Below are 16,199 nucleotides of genomic sequence, written 5' to 3'. Positions count from 1 at the left end.
AGCGCTCACAAGGCGCTCCGATTCCTGTTGGCAATAGAGGTATCTTATGGACAATCGACCACTGTTCCAAGCAAGGTGGTCCTTCGGGCCCTTGGCAGCCTGCACACTGCTGCCCATCGCTCTACTGTGTTTCTGGTTATGGCCTTTTGGCCAGATCCTGTGCCTGACTTTCGACGAGTGGCTGTTCCACAGCCTCAATGCGCCGCTGGCCGACAACACCACCTGGCGCTACATCTGGACCCTTGGCAGCCTGCGCCCGTTCGACATCGTGGTCGGGCTGATCCTTCTAGCGGTGCTGATCCGTGGCAACTGGGTGTTCAAAGCCTGCCAGGTGCGTGAGGCGTTTTTCGGCTTTCTGGTGACCCTGATCCTATTAGTGGTGATTCGCGCGCTGTTTTCCAAGTGGGTGGATGCTGCGGGGTGGCAACACAAGAGCCCGTCGATGATCTTCGATGACGTCGTGCACCTCAGTGACTATTACCCGAACCTGGAAGCGGCCTGGGAACTCAAGGACCGCTCCAGCAAGAGTTTCCCGGGCGATCACGCCTCGGTGCTGCTGGTCTGGGCGTTGTTCATGAGCGTGTTCAGCCGTCGCCTGATGCACTACCTGGTGGTCTGGGGGCTGGCGCTGGTGTTCATGCTGCCACGCTTGGTGGCGGGCGCCCATTGGGGCCAGGACGACTACATCGGCGGGTTGCTGATGGCGGTGCTGGCGTTGGGGTGGAGTTGCTATACGCCACTGGCGGCCAAAGGCAGTGCGGCGTTGATGCGCTGGACGGCGCCGTTGTTTGCCCTGGCAGCCAGGTTACCGTTGGTCGGTAGATTGGCGGTGGTTCGCTAACAGCGGGGGCCGCTTTGCGGCCCATTCGCGGGGCAAGCCCGCTCCCACATTTGCCCCGCGAATGGGCTGAAAGCAGCCCCTGTTCAGTCAAAGCTACCGTGCAGTTGGTGAATCTGTCGCCGCTGCTTCTTGTTTGGCCGGCCATCGGTGGTCACACCCATCGCCCCGGCCTTGCGCATTTCGGCAGCCTGTTCGCGGCGGCGCACACTCTCTTCGGTTTCGGCATACAGCGCCTGCGCTTCGGGCGCCCCGCGCCTGACCACCGACAGCGCCTTGACCACCACTGTGCGCTCGTCAAACCCGGTGCGCAGTACAAACTCATCCCCTACCCTCGGTTCCTTGCCCGGCTTGCAGCGTTCGCCCCGGCAATGCACCTTGCCACTTTCGATGGCCGCCTTGGCCAGCGCGCGGGTCTTGTAGAACCGCGCCGCCCATAGCCATTTGTCCAGGCGAACCTTGTCGTCTTCTTCCGCCTTGTGTGCCATCCCGTTACCTCGAATTCTGTCTTTAATCGAACTGTACTACCGTATCTTGCGGATGCAAAAAGTCCACGCCGTGCTTACAGTTCACCACCTTATCCCCTGGGTGCGCTTCGTGAAGACATTTGACCATTTGACTGTGATCGGCCTGCGCGAGTGGGTAGCCCTGCCCGACCTTGGCGTCGCCGGGCTGCGCGCCAAGATCGACACCGGCGCCAGTACGTCCAGCCTGCACGCCACCGAGGTGGAACAGTTCGAACGTGACGGCCAACCGTGGGTCCGATTTACTGCGCACCTGGGTTCGGTGGTGCAGTTGCGCCACCGCCGTTGCGAAGCGCCACTGGTGACCATGAAGACCATCAAGAGCTCCAATGGCCACGCCCAGACCCGCTATGTGATTCGCACATCGCTGGCACTGGGCGATAGCGTGTGGGAAGTCGAGTTCACCCTGGCCTGTCGCAAAGAGATGCGCTACCGCCTGCTGCTGGGTTCCAAGGCACTTATTCACGGCCACTTGGTGGTCAACCCTGGCCTGAAGTACGTACAAGACAAACCGGCCTTTCCGGCCACCCTTTCCCCTGTCACAGGTGCTGCATGAAGATCGCTGTGCTGTCGCGCAATCCGCGTCTGTATTCCACCCGCCGCCTGGTCGAAGCCGGTACCCAGCGTGGCCACGAAATGGTGGTGATCGATACCCTGCGGGCCTACATGAACATCGCCAGCCACAAGCCGCAGATCCACTATCGCGGCAAGCCACTGGAAGGCTTCGATGCGGTGATCCCGCGCATCGGTGCCTCGGTGACGTTCTATGGCTGCGCGGTGCTGCGCCAGTTCGAGATGATGGGCGTCTACCCGCTCAACGAGTCGGTGGCCATCGCCCGCTCGCGTGACAAGCTGCGCTCGTTGCAGTTGCTGTCGCGCCGTGGCATCGGCCTGCCGATCACCGGTTTCGCCCACTCACCTGACGACATCCCGGACCTGATCCAGATGGTCAACGGCGCGCCCCTGGTGATCAAGGTGCTGGAAGGTACCCAGGGCATTGGCGTGGTGCTGTGCGAAACAACTCAAGCTGCAGAGTCGGTGATCGAGGCGTTCATGGGCCTGAAGCAGAACATCATGGTGCAGGAATACATCAAGGAGGCCGGCGGGGCCGACATTCGCTGCTTTGTGGTGGGTGACAAGGTGATTGCCTCGATGAAGCGTCAGGCCAAGCCCGGCGAGTTTCGCTCCAACCTGCATCGGGGGGGTGTCGCCAGCCTGATCAAGATCACGCCGGAAGAGCGGATTACCGCCATTCGTGCCGCCAAGGTGATGGGGCTGAGCGTGGCGGGGGTGGATATCCTGCGTTCCAACCATGGGCCATTGGTGATGGAGGTGAATTCGTCGCCGGGGTTGGAAGGGATTGAAGTGACCACCGGCAAGAACGTGGCCGGGATGATCATTGAACACCTGGAGAAGAATGGCGGGCCGAATCAGACCCGGACCAAGGGTAAGGGCTGAAATGTTGGGGCTGCTTTGCAGCCCATTCGCAGCACAAGGCTGCTCCTACAAGGGACCGCGTAAGCCTTGTAGGAGCAGCCTTGTGCTGCGAATGGGCCGCAAAGCGGCCCCGACAATCACACCGCATTACGCGGCAGCAAAAGCCCCAACGGCAACCTGACCCGCGCCTCGATCCCGCCACCCGACCGGTTGCGCAACTCGACATTCCCGCCATGCTGGGCCGCGATGCGCTTGACGATCGCCAGGCCCAACCCGGTGCCCTTGCCTCCACGGGCACGGTCACCGCGAATGAACGGGTTGAAGATCGTCTCCAGCTCCGACTCGTCGATCCCCGTCCCCCGGTCCAGCACGCTGAGCACCACGTAAGGCGCGCTCTCGTCGCCGGACACATAGGCCGCCACTTCCACGCCCTTGCCGGCATGGTGCAGGGCGTTGCCGATCAAGTTGCCCAACATGCGCTTGAGCGAAACCCGGCGCAGCGGGAACGGCGGAATCGGCTCCAGGCACAGCCGTACACGTTCTTCGGGTTGGTTGTACGGGGCCACCACTTCGCGCACCAGGTCGGCCAGGTCGACCTCTTCTACCGGCTCGTCACGGCCATCGCGAATGAACGCCAGGAACTGGTCCAGAATCGCGTCCATGTCCTCGATATCGCGGACCATGTCATCGCTAAGCTCGTTGTCACTGTCCAGCAGCGAAAGCGACAGGCGCAGCCGCGTCAGCGGTGTACGCAAGTCGTGGGAAACCCCTGCCAGCATCAACTCGCGTTCACGCCCGGCCTGCTCGACATCCTCAGCCATCTGGTTGAACGCGCGGTACACCTCGGTCATCTCACTGGGCGTATCGCTGATTGGCAAGCGCACGCTGCGCCCCTGGCCCAGTTGCCGGGCGGCGAAAACCAGGCGCTTGAGGGGCTGGTTCAGTTGGCGCACGAAAATCCAGGCAGAGGCGGTGGACAACAGGCCGATGGCCAGGAACCAGCCAAGCACGTTCCAGATCTTCTGCCCACGCAGCGGGTGCGGGTACAGCGGCACTTTGAGCCAGCCAGGGCCGAGGCTCGGCGCATTGACCCACAACGCCGGTGGCGCATGAATGCGCAGGCGTACTTCGGTGTCTTCGCCCAGCTCGGCCTGCATCTGGCGCTGGTAGATCTCGCTATAAGGCCAGTGCTGCTCGCCTTCCGGCACACCCGAGCCGGTCACCCGGATCAGGCCTGCGGCTTCGGCGATCTTGTCACGGTTCTCTTCATCGGCAGCCCAATAGGCGCGCAAGGTCAATGCCACACCGTGGCTGTACTGACGGTCGACCAGCACATCCTCGTTCATCAACAGGTAAACGAGGGTCAGCGCCTTGGAAAACAGGACGACGATCAGCACCAGCCACAGCGTGCGGGCGAAGAAACTTTGCGGAAACCACAACGGCGTTCTCATGGACGACGCGGCATCATTTGCCGGCGTTTCCGTCCGGCACGAAGACGTACCCTACGCCCCAGACCGTCTGGATATACCGTGGCTTGGACGGGTCGGGCTCGATCATGCGGCGCAGGCGCGAGATCTGCACGTCGATGGAACGCTCCAGGGCATCCCACTCGCGGCCACGGGCCAGGTTCATCAGTTTGTCGCGGGTCAGCGGTTCACGCGCATGCATGACCAGCGCCTTGAGCACGGCGAACTCACCGGTGGTGAGCATGTGCACTTCGTCGCCGCGTTTAAGCTCGCGGGTGGCCAGCGACAGCTCGTAATCACCGAAGGTGACCGATTCGTCCTCGCTGCCCGGGGCACCCGGGACGCTCGGCGCCTGGCGGCGCAGCACGGCCTTGACCCGGGCCATCAGTTCGTCCGGGTTGAAGGGTTTGCCCAGGTAGTCGTCAGCGCCCAGCTCCAGCCCTTTGATGCGGCTGAGCTCGTCGCCTTTGGCGGTGAGCATGATGATCGGGATCTGGTTGTTCGACTGGCGCAGGCGCTTGCAGGCGGACAGGCCATCTTCGCCCGGCAGCATCAGGTCGAGCACCACCAGGTTGAACACCTCCCGCGAGAGCAGGCGGTCCATCTGTTCGGTGTTGGGCACCGCGCGGGCACGGTAGCCCTTGCTGGTGAAGAAACGCTCCAGCAGGCTGCTCAGCCCCGGATCGTCGTCGACGATGAGAATCTTGTCACCTTCAGCGGTGTTTGCAGTGCCGGTCATGAATTACTCCTCTGGTATCGCCGCGCATTATGGCGTAGCCGTTGCAACGCGTGCCGTGAGCATTGTTAGCAGATTTTTCCCCCGGCGCCAGTTCCGGGCCGTTCAGGCTGGCTTGGCGCCATCACCGCAAGCCGGTCACGATGGGTATAATGCGCGGCTTTCATCCAGTGCCGTCGGGCTGCAAACCCGCGCGCGGCCCCCGTATTCACAATTGTCAGGTGGTTTACATGGACAGCATCAACAGCCGTATCGCCGAGGAACTGGGCGTACGCCCACAACAGGTCGAAGCGGCCGTGGGCCTGTTGGACGAAGGCTCGACCGTGCCCTTCATCGCCCGTTACCGCAAGGAAGTGACCGGCAGCCTGGACGACACCCAACTGCGCCACCTGGAAGAGCGCCTGCGCTACCTGCGCGAACTCGATGAGCGCCGCGCCAGCATCCTGTCCAGCATTGAGGAACAGGGCAAGCTGACCCCGGAACTGGCCCGCGAGATCAAGCTGGCCGACACCAAGACCCGCCTCGAAGACCTTTACCTGCCCTACAAGCAAAAGCGCCGCACCAAGGGCCAGATCGCCCTGGAAGCCGGCCTCGGCGAGCTGGCCGACGGTTTGTTCAACGACCCGCAGCTGACCCCGGAAACCGAAGCGGCCCGCTTCGTCGACGCCGAAAAGGGCGTGGCCGATGTCAAGGCGGCGCTGGAAGGCGCGAAATACATCCTCATGGAGCGTTTCGCCGAAGACGCCGCCCTGCTCGACAAGCTGCGCAACTTCCTCAAGCAGGAGTCGGTGCTCAGCGCCCGCGTGGTGGCTGGCAAGGAAGAAGAAGGCGCCAAGTTCCGCGACTACTTCGCCCATGACGAACTGCTGCGCAACGCCCCGTCGCACCGTGCCCTGGCGATTTTCCGCGGGCGCAACGAAGGCATCCTGAGCGCCTCGCTCAAAGTCGGTGAAGAACTGCCTGGCACCCTGCACCCGTGCGAAGTGATGATCGGCAACCACGTCGGCGTTGAAAACCGCAGCCGGCCGGCCGACAAGTGGCTGGGTGAAGTGGTGCGCTGGACCTGGAAGGTCAAGCTGTACACCCACCTGGAAACCGACCTGTTCGGCGAACTGCGCGACAACGCCGAAAGCGAGGCGATCAACGTGTTCGCCCACAACCTGCACGACCTGCTGCTGGCCGCCCCGGCCGGCCCGCGTGCCACCTTGGGCTTCGACCCAGGCCTGCGCACCGGTTGCAAGATCGCCGTGGTCGACGCCACCGGCAAACTGCTGGACTACACGACGGTCTACCCGCACGCGCCGAAAAACGACTGGGACCGCACCATTTCCATCATGGCCGCACTGTGCGCCAAGCACTCGGTGGAACTGATCGCCATCGGCAATGGCACCGCCAGCCGCGAAAGCGACAAGCTGGTGGCCGAACTGGTCAAAAAATACCCAGCCCTGAAAATCACCAAAATCATGGTCTCCGAGGCCGGTGCGTCGGTGTACTCGGCATCGGAACTGGCCGCCCGCGAGTTCCCGGACCTGGACGTATCGATCCGCGGCGCCGTGTCGATTGCCCGTCGCCTGCAGGACCCACTGGCAGAGCTGGTGAAGATCGACCCGAAATCCATCGGTGTCGGCCAGTACCAGCACGACGTGTCCCAGCTGAAACTGGCCCGTGGCCTGGACGCCGTGGTCGAGGACTGCGTGAACGCCGTGGGCGTGGACGTGAACACGGCCTCGGTGGCGCTGCTGACCCGCATCTCCGGCCTTAACGCCACGCTGGCACAGAACATCGTCGCCCACCGCGATGCCAACGGCCCGTTCGCGACCCGTGCAGCGCTGAAAAAGGTCAGCCGCCTCGGTGAGAAAACCTTCGAACAAGCCGCCGGCTTCCTGCGCGTGATGAACGGCGACAACCCGCTGGACGCCTCCGCCGTGCACCCTGAGGCCTACCCGCTGGTGCAGCGCATCGCCGCTGGCACCGACCGCGACATCCGCTCGCTGATCGGCGACAGCAGCTTCCTCAAGCGCCTGGACCCGAAGAAGTTCACCGACGAGTCCTTCGGCCTGCCGACCGTTACCGACATCCTGCAAGAGCTGGACAAGCCCGGCCGCGACCCACGCCCTGAGTTCAAGACCGCCACCTTCCAGGACGGCGTCGAAGACCTCAAGGACCTGGAGCCTGGCATGATCCTGGAAGGCGTGGTCACCAACGTCACCAACTTCGGCGCCTTCGTCGACATCGGCGTGCACCAGGACGGCCTGGTGCACATCTCGGCATTGTCCGAGAAGTTCATCAAAGACCCGCGTGAAGCGGTCAAGGCCGGCGACGTGGTCAAGGTCAAGGTCATGGAAGTGGACATCCCGCGCAAGCGCGTCGGCCTGTCCATGCGCATGGGCGATACCCCGGGCGAAAAGGTCGAAGGCAACCGTGGCGGCGGCCGTGGCAACGGCGGCAATCGCCAGCAGCAGGCCCCGCGCCAGCGTGAAACTGCCACTGCCGCCCCGGTCAACAATGCCATGGCGTCGTTGTTCGCCAACGCCAAGCAGCTGAAGAAGAAGTGATGGACGTCCCGCGCGAATACGTCGAAAGCGCCTTCAGCCAACTGCTTGGCTGCCGCCTACAACGCCTGGACACAGGCGTTGCCGAAGTGGCCCTGGCGCTCGAGCCGCAACTGCGCAACCGTGGCCAGAAACTGCACGGTGGGGCGATCTTCAGCCTGGTGGACATCGCCATGGGCCTGGCCTGCTCGGCCAGCCATGGTTTCGACCAGCAGAGCGTGACCATCGAATGCAAGATCAACTACATGCGCGCGGTCAGTGATGGCGAGGTGCTGTGCACGGCCCGTGTGCTGCACGCCGGGCGGCGCACGCTGGTGGTCGACGCCGACGTAGTTCAAGGCGACAAACTGGTGGCAAAAGCGCAAGGAACCTTCGCGGTTCTCTAGCTCACCAAGCTGTATCTGCGGTATTTTCAGCAGCAACTTGGTGCCACTTCGTGCCGCATCGCCGGCAAGCCGGCTCCCACAAGGTCCCCGCTGACCTTCTGTGGGAGCCGGCTTGCCGGCGATGGGGCGCAAAGCGGCCCCACAATTCGGTGCCGGAACCGCGTAAACCAGGCGACAACGCCAGTTCCTTTCTTCCTACCCTTGTAGACCGTTATCTCTACCCCCATATTGGGGCGACTGACGCGTGAAGGAATACATCTTGAGCGAACTCCTCAACCGCCGCCTGAGCCTGCTCGGCGCAAATCTCCCCCTGCTCAAGCAGTGCCTGCACGGTATTGAGCGAGAATGCCTGCGCGTGACCGATGAAGGTCGCCTGGCCCAGACCCCGCACCCTGAGGCCTTGGGTTCGGCGCTGACCAACGAGCAGATCACCACCGATTATTCCGAGTCGCTGCTGGAGTTCATCACCCCGGCCCTGGCGGACCCGGCCCAGGTGCTCGAGAACCTCGACGAGATCCACCGCTTCGTCTATACCAAGCTGGGTAGCGAATACCTGTGGAGCCCGTCGATGCCCTGCGCGTTGCCGGCCGAGGAAGACATCCCGATTGCCGAATACGGCAGCTCCAACATCGGCAAGCTCAAGCACGTGTACCGCAAAGGCCTGGCCCTGCGCTATGGCCGCACCATGCAGTGCATCGCCGGTATCCATTACAACTTCTCGCTGCCTGAAGCGTTGTGGCCCTTGCTGCGCGCAAGCGAAGGCAGCGCAGAAGACGCGCGCGATTATCAGTCGTCGGCCTACATCGCACTGATCCGCAACTTCCGCCGCTACAGTTGGCTTTTGATGTACCTGTTCGGCGCTTCGCCGACCCTGGACAAAGGCTTCCTGCGTGGCCGCCCGCACCAGCTCGAAGAACTGGATGCCGAAACGTTGTTCCTGCCCTATGCCACCAGCCTGCGCATGAGCGACCTGGGCTACCAGAGCAACGCCCAGGCCGGCCTCACGCCGTGCTACAACAACCTGGCCAGCTACACCGACAGCCTGCGCAAGGCGGTGGGCACGCCCTACCCGCCTTACGTCGAGGTCGGTACGCACGTGGATGGCGAGTGGGTGCAGCTGAACACCAACATCCTGCAAATCGAGAACGAGTACTACTCGAACATCCGCCCCAAGCGTGTCACCTACACCGGCGAGCGGCCGATCCAGGCGCTGACGTCTCGTGGCGTGCAGTACGTCGAAGTGCGCTGCCTGGACATCAACCCGTTCCTGCCGGTCGGGATCGACCTGACCGAAGCGCGTTTCCTCGATGCCTTCCTGCTGTTCTGCGCGCTTGAAGAAAGCCCGCAACTGGACAACGGCGAGTGTGGCCAGTGCACCAGCAACTTCCTGACCGTAGTCAAAGAAGGCCGTCGCCCAGGCTTGGAACTGCACCGTGATGGTCAGCCCATCGCGCTGAAAACCTGGGCTACCGAGTTGATCACTCGCATTGGCCAACTGGCCGAGCTGCTCGACCGCGCCCACGGCGGCGACGCACATGCCAACGCCCTGCAGGAGCAACAGGCCAAGGTCGACGACGCCTCGCTGACCCCATCGGCCCAAGTCCTGGCACGCATGACCGAACATGACGAAAGTTTTGTCCAGTTCTCGCTGCGCCAGAGCCGCGTTCACGCCGAGCGCTTCCGCGAGCAACCGCTCAGCAGCGAACGCCAGCAGGCCTTCGAAACGCTGGCCCGCGAGTCGCTGGCCAAGCAGGCCGAGCTTGAGCAGACCGAAGTCGGCGACTTCGACCTGTTCGTCGGCGCCTACCAGGCCAGCATCCTGGCGATCAGCAACTGATGAGCCGCACCGCCTCCCCGCGCAAGCCGCGCGCCAGCAGCCAGGCCAGGATCGAGACGATCCTGGCGGCCGCGCGCGAGCTGCTTGCCGAGCTGGGGGTGGCGGGGTTGTCGATCTACAGCGTGGCCGAGCGGGCGCAGATACCCCCTTCGTCGGTGTACCACTTCTTCGCCAGCGTCCCAGCCCTGCTGGAGGCGTTGACCGCCGACGTGCACCGGGCGTTTCGCGAAGCGCTGAGTGCACCGATCGACAGCAGTACGCTGACGACCTGGCATGAACTGTCACGGTTGATCGAGCAACGCATGCTGGATATCTACAACGGGGATGCCGCGGCGCGTCAGTTGATCCTGGCGCAGCATGGCCTGAGCGAAGTGGTGCAAGCCGACCGGCAGCATGACATGGAGCTGGGCGACCTGATGTACAAGCTGTTCGACCAGCATTTTCACTTGCCGGTGATGCCTGCGGATGTGGATGTGTTTGCCCTGGCCATGGAGCTGAGCGACCGGGTGTATGCGCGGTCGGTGCAGTTGCATGAACAGATCACGGCGCGTATGGCTGAGGAAGGCAAGCGGGTGTTCGAGGCGTATCTGGGGCTTTATTTGCCGCCGTTTCTGGCTAAGCGTTTGGGTTGAAATGGTTGGGGCCGCTTTGCGGCCCTTCGCGGGACCAGCCCGCTCCCACATGGGATTCGATCTCCTGAGGGCATTCGATCTCTTGTAGGAGCGGGCTTGCCCGCGAAGGGCTGCAGAGCAGCCCCCTTCAACACCAGAATCACAGCTTGGCGATGGACACTTCTGTCGACTTCACAAAGGCAATCACTTCACTGCCCACCTGCAGCTCCAGCTCACGCACGGAGCGGGTGGTGATCACCGAGGTGACAACGCCGGAGGCGGTCTGCACGTCGATTTCCGACAGTACCGGGCCTTCGAGGATTTCTTTCACGGTGCCTTTGAACTGGTTGCGAACGTTGATGGCTTTGATAGTCATGGCTTGATTCCTTCTCTTTGGCTTCAGTCGGGTAAGTGAGTCATTCAGTGCGCCCAACGCAGTTGCGTGGGCAAAGGGGCTACAGGATCCGGCTCAGGCGCAGTGCCCGGAGCCGACAGAACACGGTTGAGCACTTCGCTTTCCAGCGCCGCCAAACGGTGCGAACCACGCGACCTTGGCCGTGCCAGATCGACAGTGAGGTCGAGCCCGACCTCGCCGTCTTCGATCAAGATCACCCGGTCCGCCACGGCAACCGCCTCGCTGACATCGTGGGTGACCAGCAACACGGTGAACCCGTGCTGACGCCAGAGGCGTTCGATCAATTGCTGCATCTCGATACGGGTCAATGCATCCAAGGCACCCAGCGGCTCGTCCAGCAACAGCAGACGCGGCTGGTGAATCAGTGCCCGCGCCAGGGCCACCCGTTGCTTCTGGCCACCGGAGAGTGCTGCCGGCCACTCGTTGGCGCGGTCGGCCAGGCCGACTGCTTCCAGCGCATCCAGCGCACGTGGCCGCCAGTTGCCAGACAAGCCCAGGCCGACGTTGTCGATCACCTTCTTCCACGGCAACAGGCGCGCGTCCTGGAACATCAGCCGGGTTTCTTCGCGGGCTTCGGCCAAGGGTGCTGCACCGGCCAGCAATTCACCGGCGCTGGGCTGGTCGAGGCCGGCCAGCAAACGCAGCAAAGTGCTCTTGCCGCAGCCGCTGCGGCCAACGATGGCGACGAACTGGCCAGCCGGGATGTGCAGGTCGATGCCTTTGAGCACTTCACGCTGGCCAAAGGTTTTACGCAGGCCATTGGATGCCAGAGGGATGCCACGCAGCAGGCGTGGCGGCTGTTCCTTGAGCACGGTCATGCGCCCTCCTTCTTGGCCACTTGATAGGCCGGGTGCCAGCGCAGCCAGACACGTTCCAGGCCGCGGGCGGCGAGGTCAGCGAGCTTGCCAAGCACGGCGTACAGGACGATGGCCAAGACCACCACGTCGGTCTGCAGGAACTCACGGGCGTTCATCGCCAGGTAACCGATACCGGCATTCGCCGAGATGGTTTCTGCCACGATCAGGGTCAGCCACATGAAGCCCAGGGCGAAGCGCACGCCCACCAGAATCGAGGGCAATGCACCTGGCAGGATCACCTGACGGAACAAGCCGAAACCGGACAGGCCATAGCTGCGCGCCATCTCCACCAGCGCCGGGTCAACGTTGCGGATGCCGTGGTAGGTGTTGAGGTAGATCGGGAACAACGTGCCCAGGGCGACCAAAAAAATCTTTGCCGACTCATCGATACCGAACCACAGGATCACCAGTGGGATCAGCGCCAGGTGAGGCACGTTGCGGATCATCTGCACCGAGCTGTCGAGCAGGCGTTCGCCCCAGTTCGACAGGCCAGTGATAAAACCAAGCGCCAGGCCGATGCTGCCGCCGATGACGAAGCCCAGCCCGGCACGCCAGCCACTGATGGCCAGGTGGGTCCAGATCTCGCCGCTGCGCACCAGCTCGACACCCGCGCTGACCACCGCGCTCGGCGCTGGCAGGATGCGGGTCGACAGCCAGCCCGCGCTGACCGCCAGCTGCCAGGCCGCCAGCAGCAGTACCGGCAGTGCCCATGGGGCCAGGCGCTGGGCCAAGGTAGAAGAAGTTGCACGACTCATGGCCCGGCCCTCAGCTCTGCGACACGGACTTGGGCAGGATGTCGTTGGCCACCATCTCGCCGAACGGGCTCACGTAACCGGTACTTTTCGGTTGTTCCGGGCGCTGTACGTCGAGGTGCGGGAACAGCAGCTCGGCAACGCGGTAGGACTCTTCAAGGTGTGGATAACCCGAGAAGATGAAGGTATCGATGCCCAGCTCGGCGTATTCCTTGACCCGCGCAGCCACGGTAGGGCCATCGCCGACCAGCGCAGTACCGGCGCCGCCACGTACCAGGCCGACACCCGCCCACAGGTTGGGGCTGACCTCCAGGTTGTCGCGGTTGCCGCCGTGCAGGGCAGCCATGCGCTGCTGGCCGACCGAGTCGAAACGCGCCAGCGAGGCCTGGGCACGAGAGATGGTTTCGTCGTCCAGGTGCGAGATCAGGCGGTCAGCGGCGGCCCAGGCTTCTTCATTGGTTTCACGCACGATCACGTGCAGGCGGATACCGAAGCGCACTTCGCGGCCTTGGGCGGCCGCCTTTTCGCGCACCTGGGCGATTTTTTCGGCAACAGCGGCCGGTGGCTCGCCCCAGGTCAGGTACAGCTCGACCTGCTCGGCCGCCAGGTCTTGCGCGGCTTCGGACGAGCCGCCGAAGTACAGCGGCGGACGCGGTTGCTGAACCGGCGGATAGAGCAGTTTGGCGCCCTTCACCTGGATGTGCTTGCCGTCGTAGTCGACGTTTTCGCCTTCCAGCACCTTGCGCCAGATACGGGTGAACTCGACCGAGGCTTCGTAGCGCTCTTCGTGGCTCAGGTGCAGGCCGTCACCGGCCAGTTCGTCCGGGTCGCCACCGGTGACCAGGTTGAACAGCGCACGGCCGTTGGACAGGCGGTCCAGGGTCGCGGCCTGGCGCGCCGCCACGGTCGGCGAAATGATGCCGGGGCGCAGAGCAACCAGAAACTTCAGGCGCTGGGTGACAGGGATCAACGACGCAGCCACCAGCCAGGAATCCTCGCAGGAACGCCCGGTAGGGATCAGCACCCCACCAAAACCAAGGCGGTCGGCAGCCTGGGCAATTTGCTGCAGGTAGCCGTGATCGACTGCACGGGCGCCATCGGAGGTGCCCAGGTACTTGCCGTCACCGTGTGTGGGAAGAAACCAGAAAATGTTAAGGCTCATTGGAGTTGTCTCCTCAAGGGTGGCTCAAGCCGGAGCAACGCCCCGGCGCAGGCAATTCAATCAAGGCGCACTGGCGACCTTGGCCGGGGGTGTCCAGATCACGTCCTTGATGCTCAGCGGCTTGGGAATAAGCTTCAGCGCCTGGAACGTGTCGGCGATCTTCTGTTGTGCGGCCACCACCTCAGGGGTGAGCGGCGCAGCGCCGTAGCCTTGGCGCTTGACCGAGGTCAGGGTGATGTCGGCAGGCAGCCCAAGCAGGGGCGCAACCTGATCGGTGACCTCCTGCGGGTTGGCCTGGGACCACTCGCCCACGGCACGCACTTCGTCGATCAAGGTGCTGATCACGGCAGGGTGCTGGGTGGCATAGTCACGGGTGGCGAGATAGAACTGATGGTTGTCGACCAGGCCCTTGCCGTCACGCAGGGTACGTGCCTGCAGCTGTTTCTCGGCGGCGGCCTGGTACGGGTCCCAGATCACCCAGGCATCGACGCTGCCACGCTCGAATGCCGCGCGGGCATCGGCTGGCGGCAGGTAGACCGGTTGAATATCGCTGTATTTGAGGCCTGCATCTTCCAGGGCACGCACCAGCAGGTAGTGGACGTTGGAGCCCTTGTTGAGGACGACTTTCTTGCCTTTGAGGTCTTTCACCGACTGGATCGACGAGCCCTTCGGCACCAGGATCGCTTCGCTGTGCGGCGCCGGTGGCTCGTAGGCCACGTAGAGCAGGTCGGCGCCGGCAGCCTGAGCGAATACCGGCGGCGTTTCGCCGGTGACGCCGAAGTCGATGGAGCCGACGTTCAGGCCTTCGAGCAACTGCGGGCCACCGGGGAATTCGGTCCACTGCACCTGCACGCCTTGCTCGGCCAGGCGCTTCTCCAGCGTGCCTTTGGCCTTGAGCAGCACCAGGGTGCCGTATTTCTGATAACCGATGCGCAGGCTCTCGGCCTGGGCTTGGGTGATGGCGCCGAAGGACACAGCCGCCGCAAACAGGGCGACCAGACCACGACGCAAGAAGACTGTGCGCATGGCGCTCTCCTGTGCGAATGGGGTTCGGGTTGCACCTGCTTGCCTCGTTGACGGGCGAGTAAGGTGGATGACGCGATAAAGCCGTTGAACCGGGTCAGATGCTCCAGCGGGCACTGATCAGGCGTTCATTGAGTACGCCGGGGGCCACGGGGCGCGGCCGACGGGCCAGGGCAACGTGGAAGGTTTCCAGCGAGTCCTGCAGGCGCTCATCCAGAGCAGGTGCCAGCTGTGCCGCCTTGGCGCCTTCTGCGTAGGCGACCTGGCTGTCGTCGGCGAAGATCCCTTGCAGGGTCTCTTGCGCCTTGAGTGCCGACAGCACCGGTTTTAACGCGTAATCCACCGCCAGCATGTGGGCGATGCTGCCGCCGGTAGCGATGGGCAACACGACCTTGTGCTCCAGGGCGCGTTCGGGCAGCAGGTCGAGCAATGTTTTCAGCGCGCCGGCGAACGATGCCTTGTACACCGGGGTGGCGACGATCAGGCCATCGGCCTGGGCCACCAGTTGCTGGAAGTGCTGCACCTGCGGGCTGTCGAAGCGCGCATGGAGCAGGTCCTCGGCGGGGAAGTCACGTACCTGGAAGGTCACTACTTCGACGCCACGGTGCTGCAGCCACTGGCGCGAGCGCTCGAGCAACACGCCGGAGCGTGAACGGGTACCAGGGCTACCACCGATTGAGACGACCAGCATTGGAGCGCTTCCTTGTGTTCTGTTGGGAGTGACATTAACAGCCCGTTCATATATCTAGAAATCATATTTTTTCATTTGTTTATTCCACTTTTATCTATCCCCCAATACGGTCTCTGTGGGAGCGGGTTTACCCGCGAAGAAGCCAACACCGTTCCTTCAGGCATAAAAAAGGGCCGTCGAAACGGCCCGAAATCCCTGCTATGGCTAAGAGCAATGCAACGTGGATCCTTTAACGATTAGGTTGCGGCGTCAGGCGCAGATAAGGCTTCACCGCCCGATACCCTTTGGGGAAACGCTGCTTGATCTCCTCCTCGTCTTTGAGCGAAGGCACGATCACTACGTCGTCACCGTCCTGCCAGTTACCTGGCGTGGCGACCTTGTAGTTGTCGGTCAGCTGCAGCGAGTCGATCACCCGCAAAATCTCGTTGAAGTTGCGCCCGGTACTGGCCGGATAGGTAATGGTCAGGCGCACCTTCTTGTTCGGGTCGATGACGAACAGCGAGCGCACGGTCAGGGTGTCGTTCGCGTTCGGGTGAATCAGGTCGTACAGGTCGGACACCTTGCGGTCGGCGTCGGCGATGATCGGGAAGTTGACCACGGTGTTCTGGGTCTCGTTGATGTCATCGATCCACTTGTGGTGCGAGTCGACCGGGTCCACCGACAGCGCGATGGCCTTGACGCCGCGCTGGGCGAAGTCGTCTTTGAGCTTGGCGGTCAGGCCCAGTTCGGTGGTGCACACCGGGGTAAAGTCGGCCGGGTGGGAAAACAGCACACCCCAACTGTTGCCGAGCCACTCGTGGAAGCGGATCTTGCCTTCACTGGAATCCTGTTCGAAATCGGGGGCGATGTCGCCGAGTTTGAGGCTCATGGGGTGCGGCTCCTGTGCTGTGTTCTGGCCTTGTGGGGTTCAAT

The 16,199-nt window shown here is 63.1% G+C and carries 17 protein-coding genes; 7 read left to right on the top strand and 10 right to left on the bottom strand.

The genetic code is table 11. From position 1 onward, the window contains the following. Nucleotides 1–46 precede the first annotated feature (46 nt). A complete protein-coding gene (locus tag D886_RS0117770) occupies nucleotides 47–841 on the top strand; it encodes a phosphatase PAP2 family protein (protein ID WP_027595191.1) in 795 nt (264 codons plus the stop codon). An 83-nt stretch (nucleotides 842–924) separates the two neighbouring features. Here the strand turns inward: D886_RS0117770 and D886_RS0117765 are convergent, their stop codons facing one another. Continuing rightward, nucleotides 925–1,326 (bottom strand): RNA-binding S4 domain-containing protein, encoded by a 402-nt coding sequence (locus D886_RS0117765; RefSeq protein WP_027595190.1) that lies wholly within the window; start codon nucleotides 1,324–1,326, stop codon nucleotides 925–927. A gap of 109 nt (nucleotides 1,327–1,435) precedes the next feature. Here D886_RS0117765 and D886_RS0117760 point away from each other — a divergent pair, with 109 nt between their 5' ends. Together D886_RS0117760 and rimK are read left to right on the top strand one after the other, a co-directional pair. Continuing rightward, nucleotides 1,436–1,918 (top strand): ATP-dependent zinc protease, encoded by a 483-nt coding sequence (locus D886_RS0117760; protein ID WP_027595189.1) that lies wholly within the window; start codon nucleotides 1,436–1,438, stop codon nucleotides 1,916–1,918. Next, nucleotides 1,915–2,820 (top strand): 30S ribosomal protein S6--L-glutamate ligase, encoded by a 906-nt coding sequence (rimK, locus tag D886_RS0117755; RefSeq protein WP_012316721.1) that lies wholly within the window; start codon nucleotides 1,915–1,917, stop codon nucleotides 2,818–2,820. Before D886_RS0117760 ends, rimK begins: the two co-directional genes overlap by 4 nt. A 116-nt stretch (nucleotides 2,821–2,936) precedes the next feature. Here the strand turns inward: rimK and D886_RS0117750 are convergent, their stop codons facing one another. Continuing rightward, nucleotides 2,937–4,250, bottom strand: a complete 1,314-nt coding sequence (locus D886_RS0117750) for an ATP-binding protein (RefSeq protein ID WP_027595188.1) — start codon at nucleotides 4,248–4,250, stop codon at nucleotides 2,937–2,939. A 13-nt stretch (nucleotides 4,251–4,263) separates the two neighbouring features. Next, a complete protein-coding gene (gene ompR / locus D886_RS0117745; RefSeq protein ID WP_027595187.1) occupies nucleotides 4,264–5,004 on the bottom strand; it encodes a two-component system response regulator OmpR in 741 nt (246 codons plus the stop codon). Nucleotides 5,005–5,231: 227 nt separating this feature from the next. Here ompR and D886_RS0117740 point away from each other — a divergent pair, with 227 nt between their 5' ends. From D886_RS0117740 to D886_RS0117725, 4 genes are all read left to right on the top strand, one after another. Beyond that, complete coding sequence (locus D886_RS0117740) at nucleotides 5,232–7,556, top strand: Tex family protein (RefSeq protein WP_027595186.1); 2,325 nt, start codon at nucleotides 5,232–5,234, stop codon at nucleotides 7,554–7,556. Beyond that, nucleotides 7,556–7,939: a PaaI family thioesterase gene (locus D886_RS27075; RefSeq protein ID WP_050580765.1), complete on the top strand. Its 384-nt coding sequence runs from the start codon at nucleotides 7,556–7,558 to the stop codon at nucleotides 7,937–7,939. The genes D886_RS0117740 and D886_RS27075 overlap by 1 nt, the downstream gene beginning before the upstream one ends. Before the next feature lie 259 nt (nucleotides 7,940–8,198). Next, entirely contained in the window at nucleotides 8,199–9,776 is a 1,578-nt protein-coding gene (gshA, locus tag D886_RS0117730; RefSeq protein WP_371098113.1) for a glutamate--cysteine ligase, read from the top strand. Then, a complete protein-coding gene (locus D886_RS0117725; RefSeq protein ID WP_027595184.1) occupies nucleotides 9,776–10,408 on the top strand; it encodes a TetR/AcrR family transcriptional regulator in 633 nt (210 codons plus the stop codon). Before gshA ends, D886_RS0117725 begins: the two co-directional genes overlap by 1 nt. Before the next feature lie 139 nt (nucleotides 10,409–10,547). Here the strand turns inward: D886_RS0117725 and D886_RS0117720 are convergent, their stop codons facing one another. The 7 genes from D886_RS0117720 to D886_RS0117690 form a co-directional block, all read right to left on the bottom strand. Further along, nucleotides 10,548–10,763 (bottom strand): molybdopterin-binding protein, encoded by a 216-nt coding sequence (locus D886_RS0117720; protein WP_027595183.1) that lies wholly within the window; start codon nucleotides 10,761–10,763, stop codon nucleotides 10,548–10,550. Nucleotides 10,764–10,807: 44 nt separating this feature from the next. Further along, nucleotides 10,808–11,620: an aliphatic sulfonates ABC transporter ATP-binding protein gene (gene ssuB / locus D886_RS0117715; RefSeq protein WP_027595182.1), complete on the bottom strand. Its 813-nt coding sequence runs from the start codon at nucleotides 11,618–11,620 to the stop codon at nucleotides 10,808–10,810. Then, on the bottom strand, nucleotides 11,617–12,414 hold the full coding sequence (ssuC, locus tag D886_RS0117710; protein WP_027595181.1) for an aliphatic sulfonate ABC transporter permease SsuC: 798 nt from the start codon (nucleotides 12,412–12,414) through the stop codon (nucleotides 11,617–11,619). Before ssuC ends, ssuB begins: the two co-directional genes overlap by 4 nt. Before the next feature lie 10 nt (nucleotides 12,415–12,424). Then, nucleotides 12,425–13,573: an FMNH2-dependent alkanesulfonate monooxygenase gene (ssuD, locus tag D886_RS0117705; RefSeq protein ID WP_027595180.1), complete on the bottom strand. Its 1,149-nt coding sequence runs from the start codon at nucleotides 13,571–13,573 to the stop codon at nucleotides 12,425–12,427. 60 nt (nucleotides 13,574–13,633) lie between these two features. Further along, the gene (locus D886_RS0117700; RefSeq protein ID WP_027595179.1) at nucleotides 13,634–14,599 is read right to left on the bottom strand and encodes a sulfonate ABC transporter substrate-binding protein; all 966 of its coding nucleotides are present in this window, start codon (nucleotides 14,597–14,599) and stop codon (nucleotides 13,634–13,636) included. Nucleotides 14,600–14,693: 94 nt separating this feature from the next. After that, nucleotides 14,694–15,287: an NADPH-dependent FMN reductase gene (gene ssuE, locus D886_RS0117695; RefSeq protein ID WP_027595178.1), complete on the bottom strand. Its 594-nt coding sequence runs from the start codon at nucleotides 15,285–15,287 to the stop codon at nucleotides 14,694–14,696. Between the two features lie 229 nt (nucleotides 15,288–15,516). Further along, a complete protein-coding gene (locus D886_RS0117690; protein ID WP_027595177.1) occupies nucleotides 15,517–16,155 on the bottom strand; it encodes a peroxiredoxin in 639 nt (212 codons plus the stop codon). Nucleotides 16,156–16,199 lie beyond the last annotated feature (44 nt).

This window comes from Pseudomonas sp. LAIL14HWK12:I7, from assembly GCF_000483465.1.
In the GTDB taxonomy this organism is placed as follows: domain Bacteria; phylum Pseudomonadota; class Gammaproteobacteria; order Pseudomonadales; family Pseudomonadaceae; genus Aquipseudomonas; species Aquipseudomonas kermanshahensis.
This window is presented reverse-complemented; position numbering and strand designations above follow the sequence as displayed.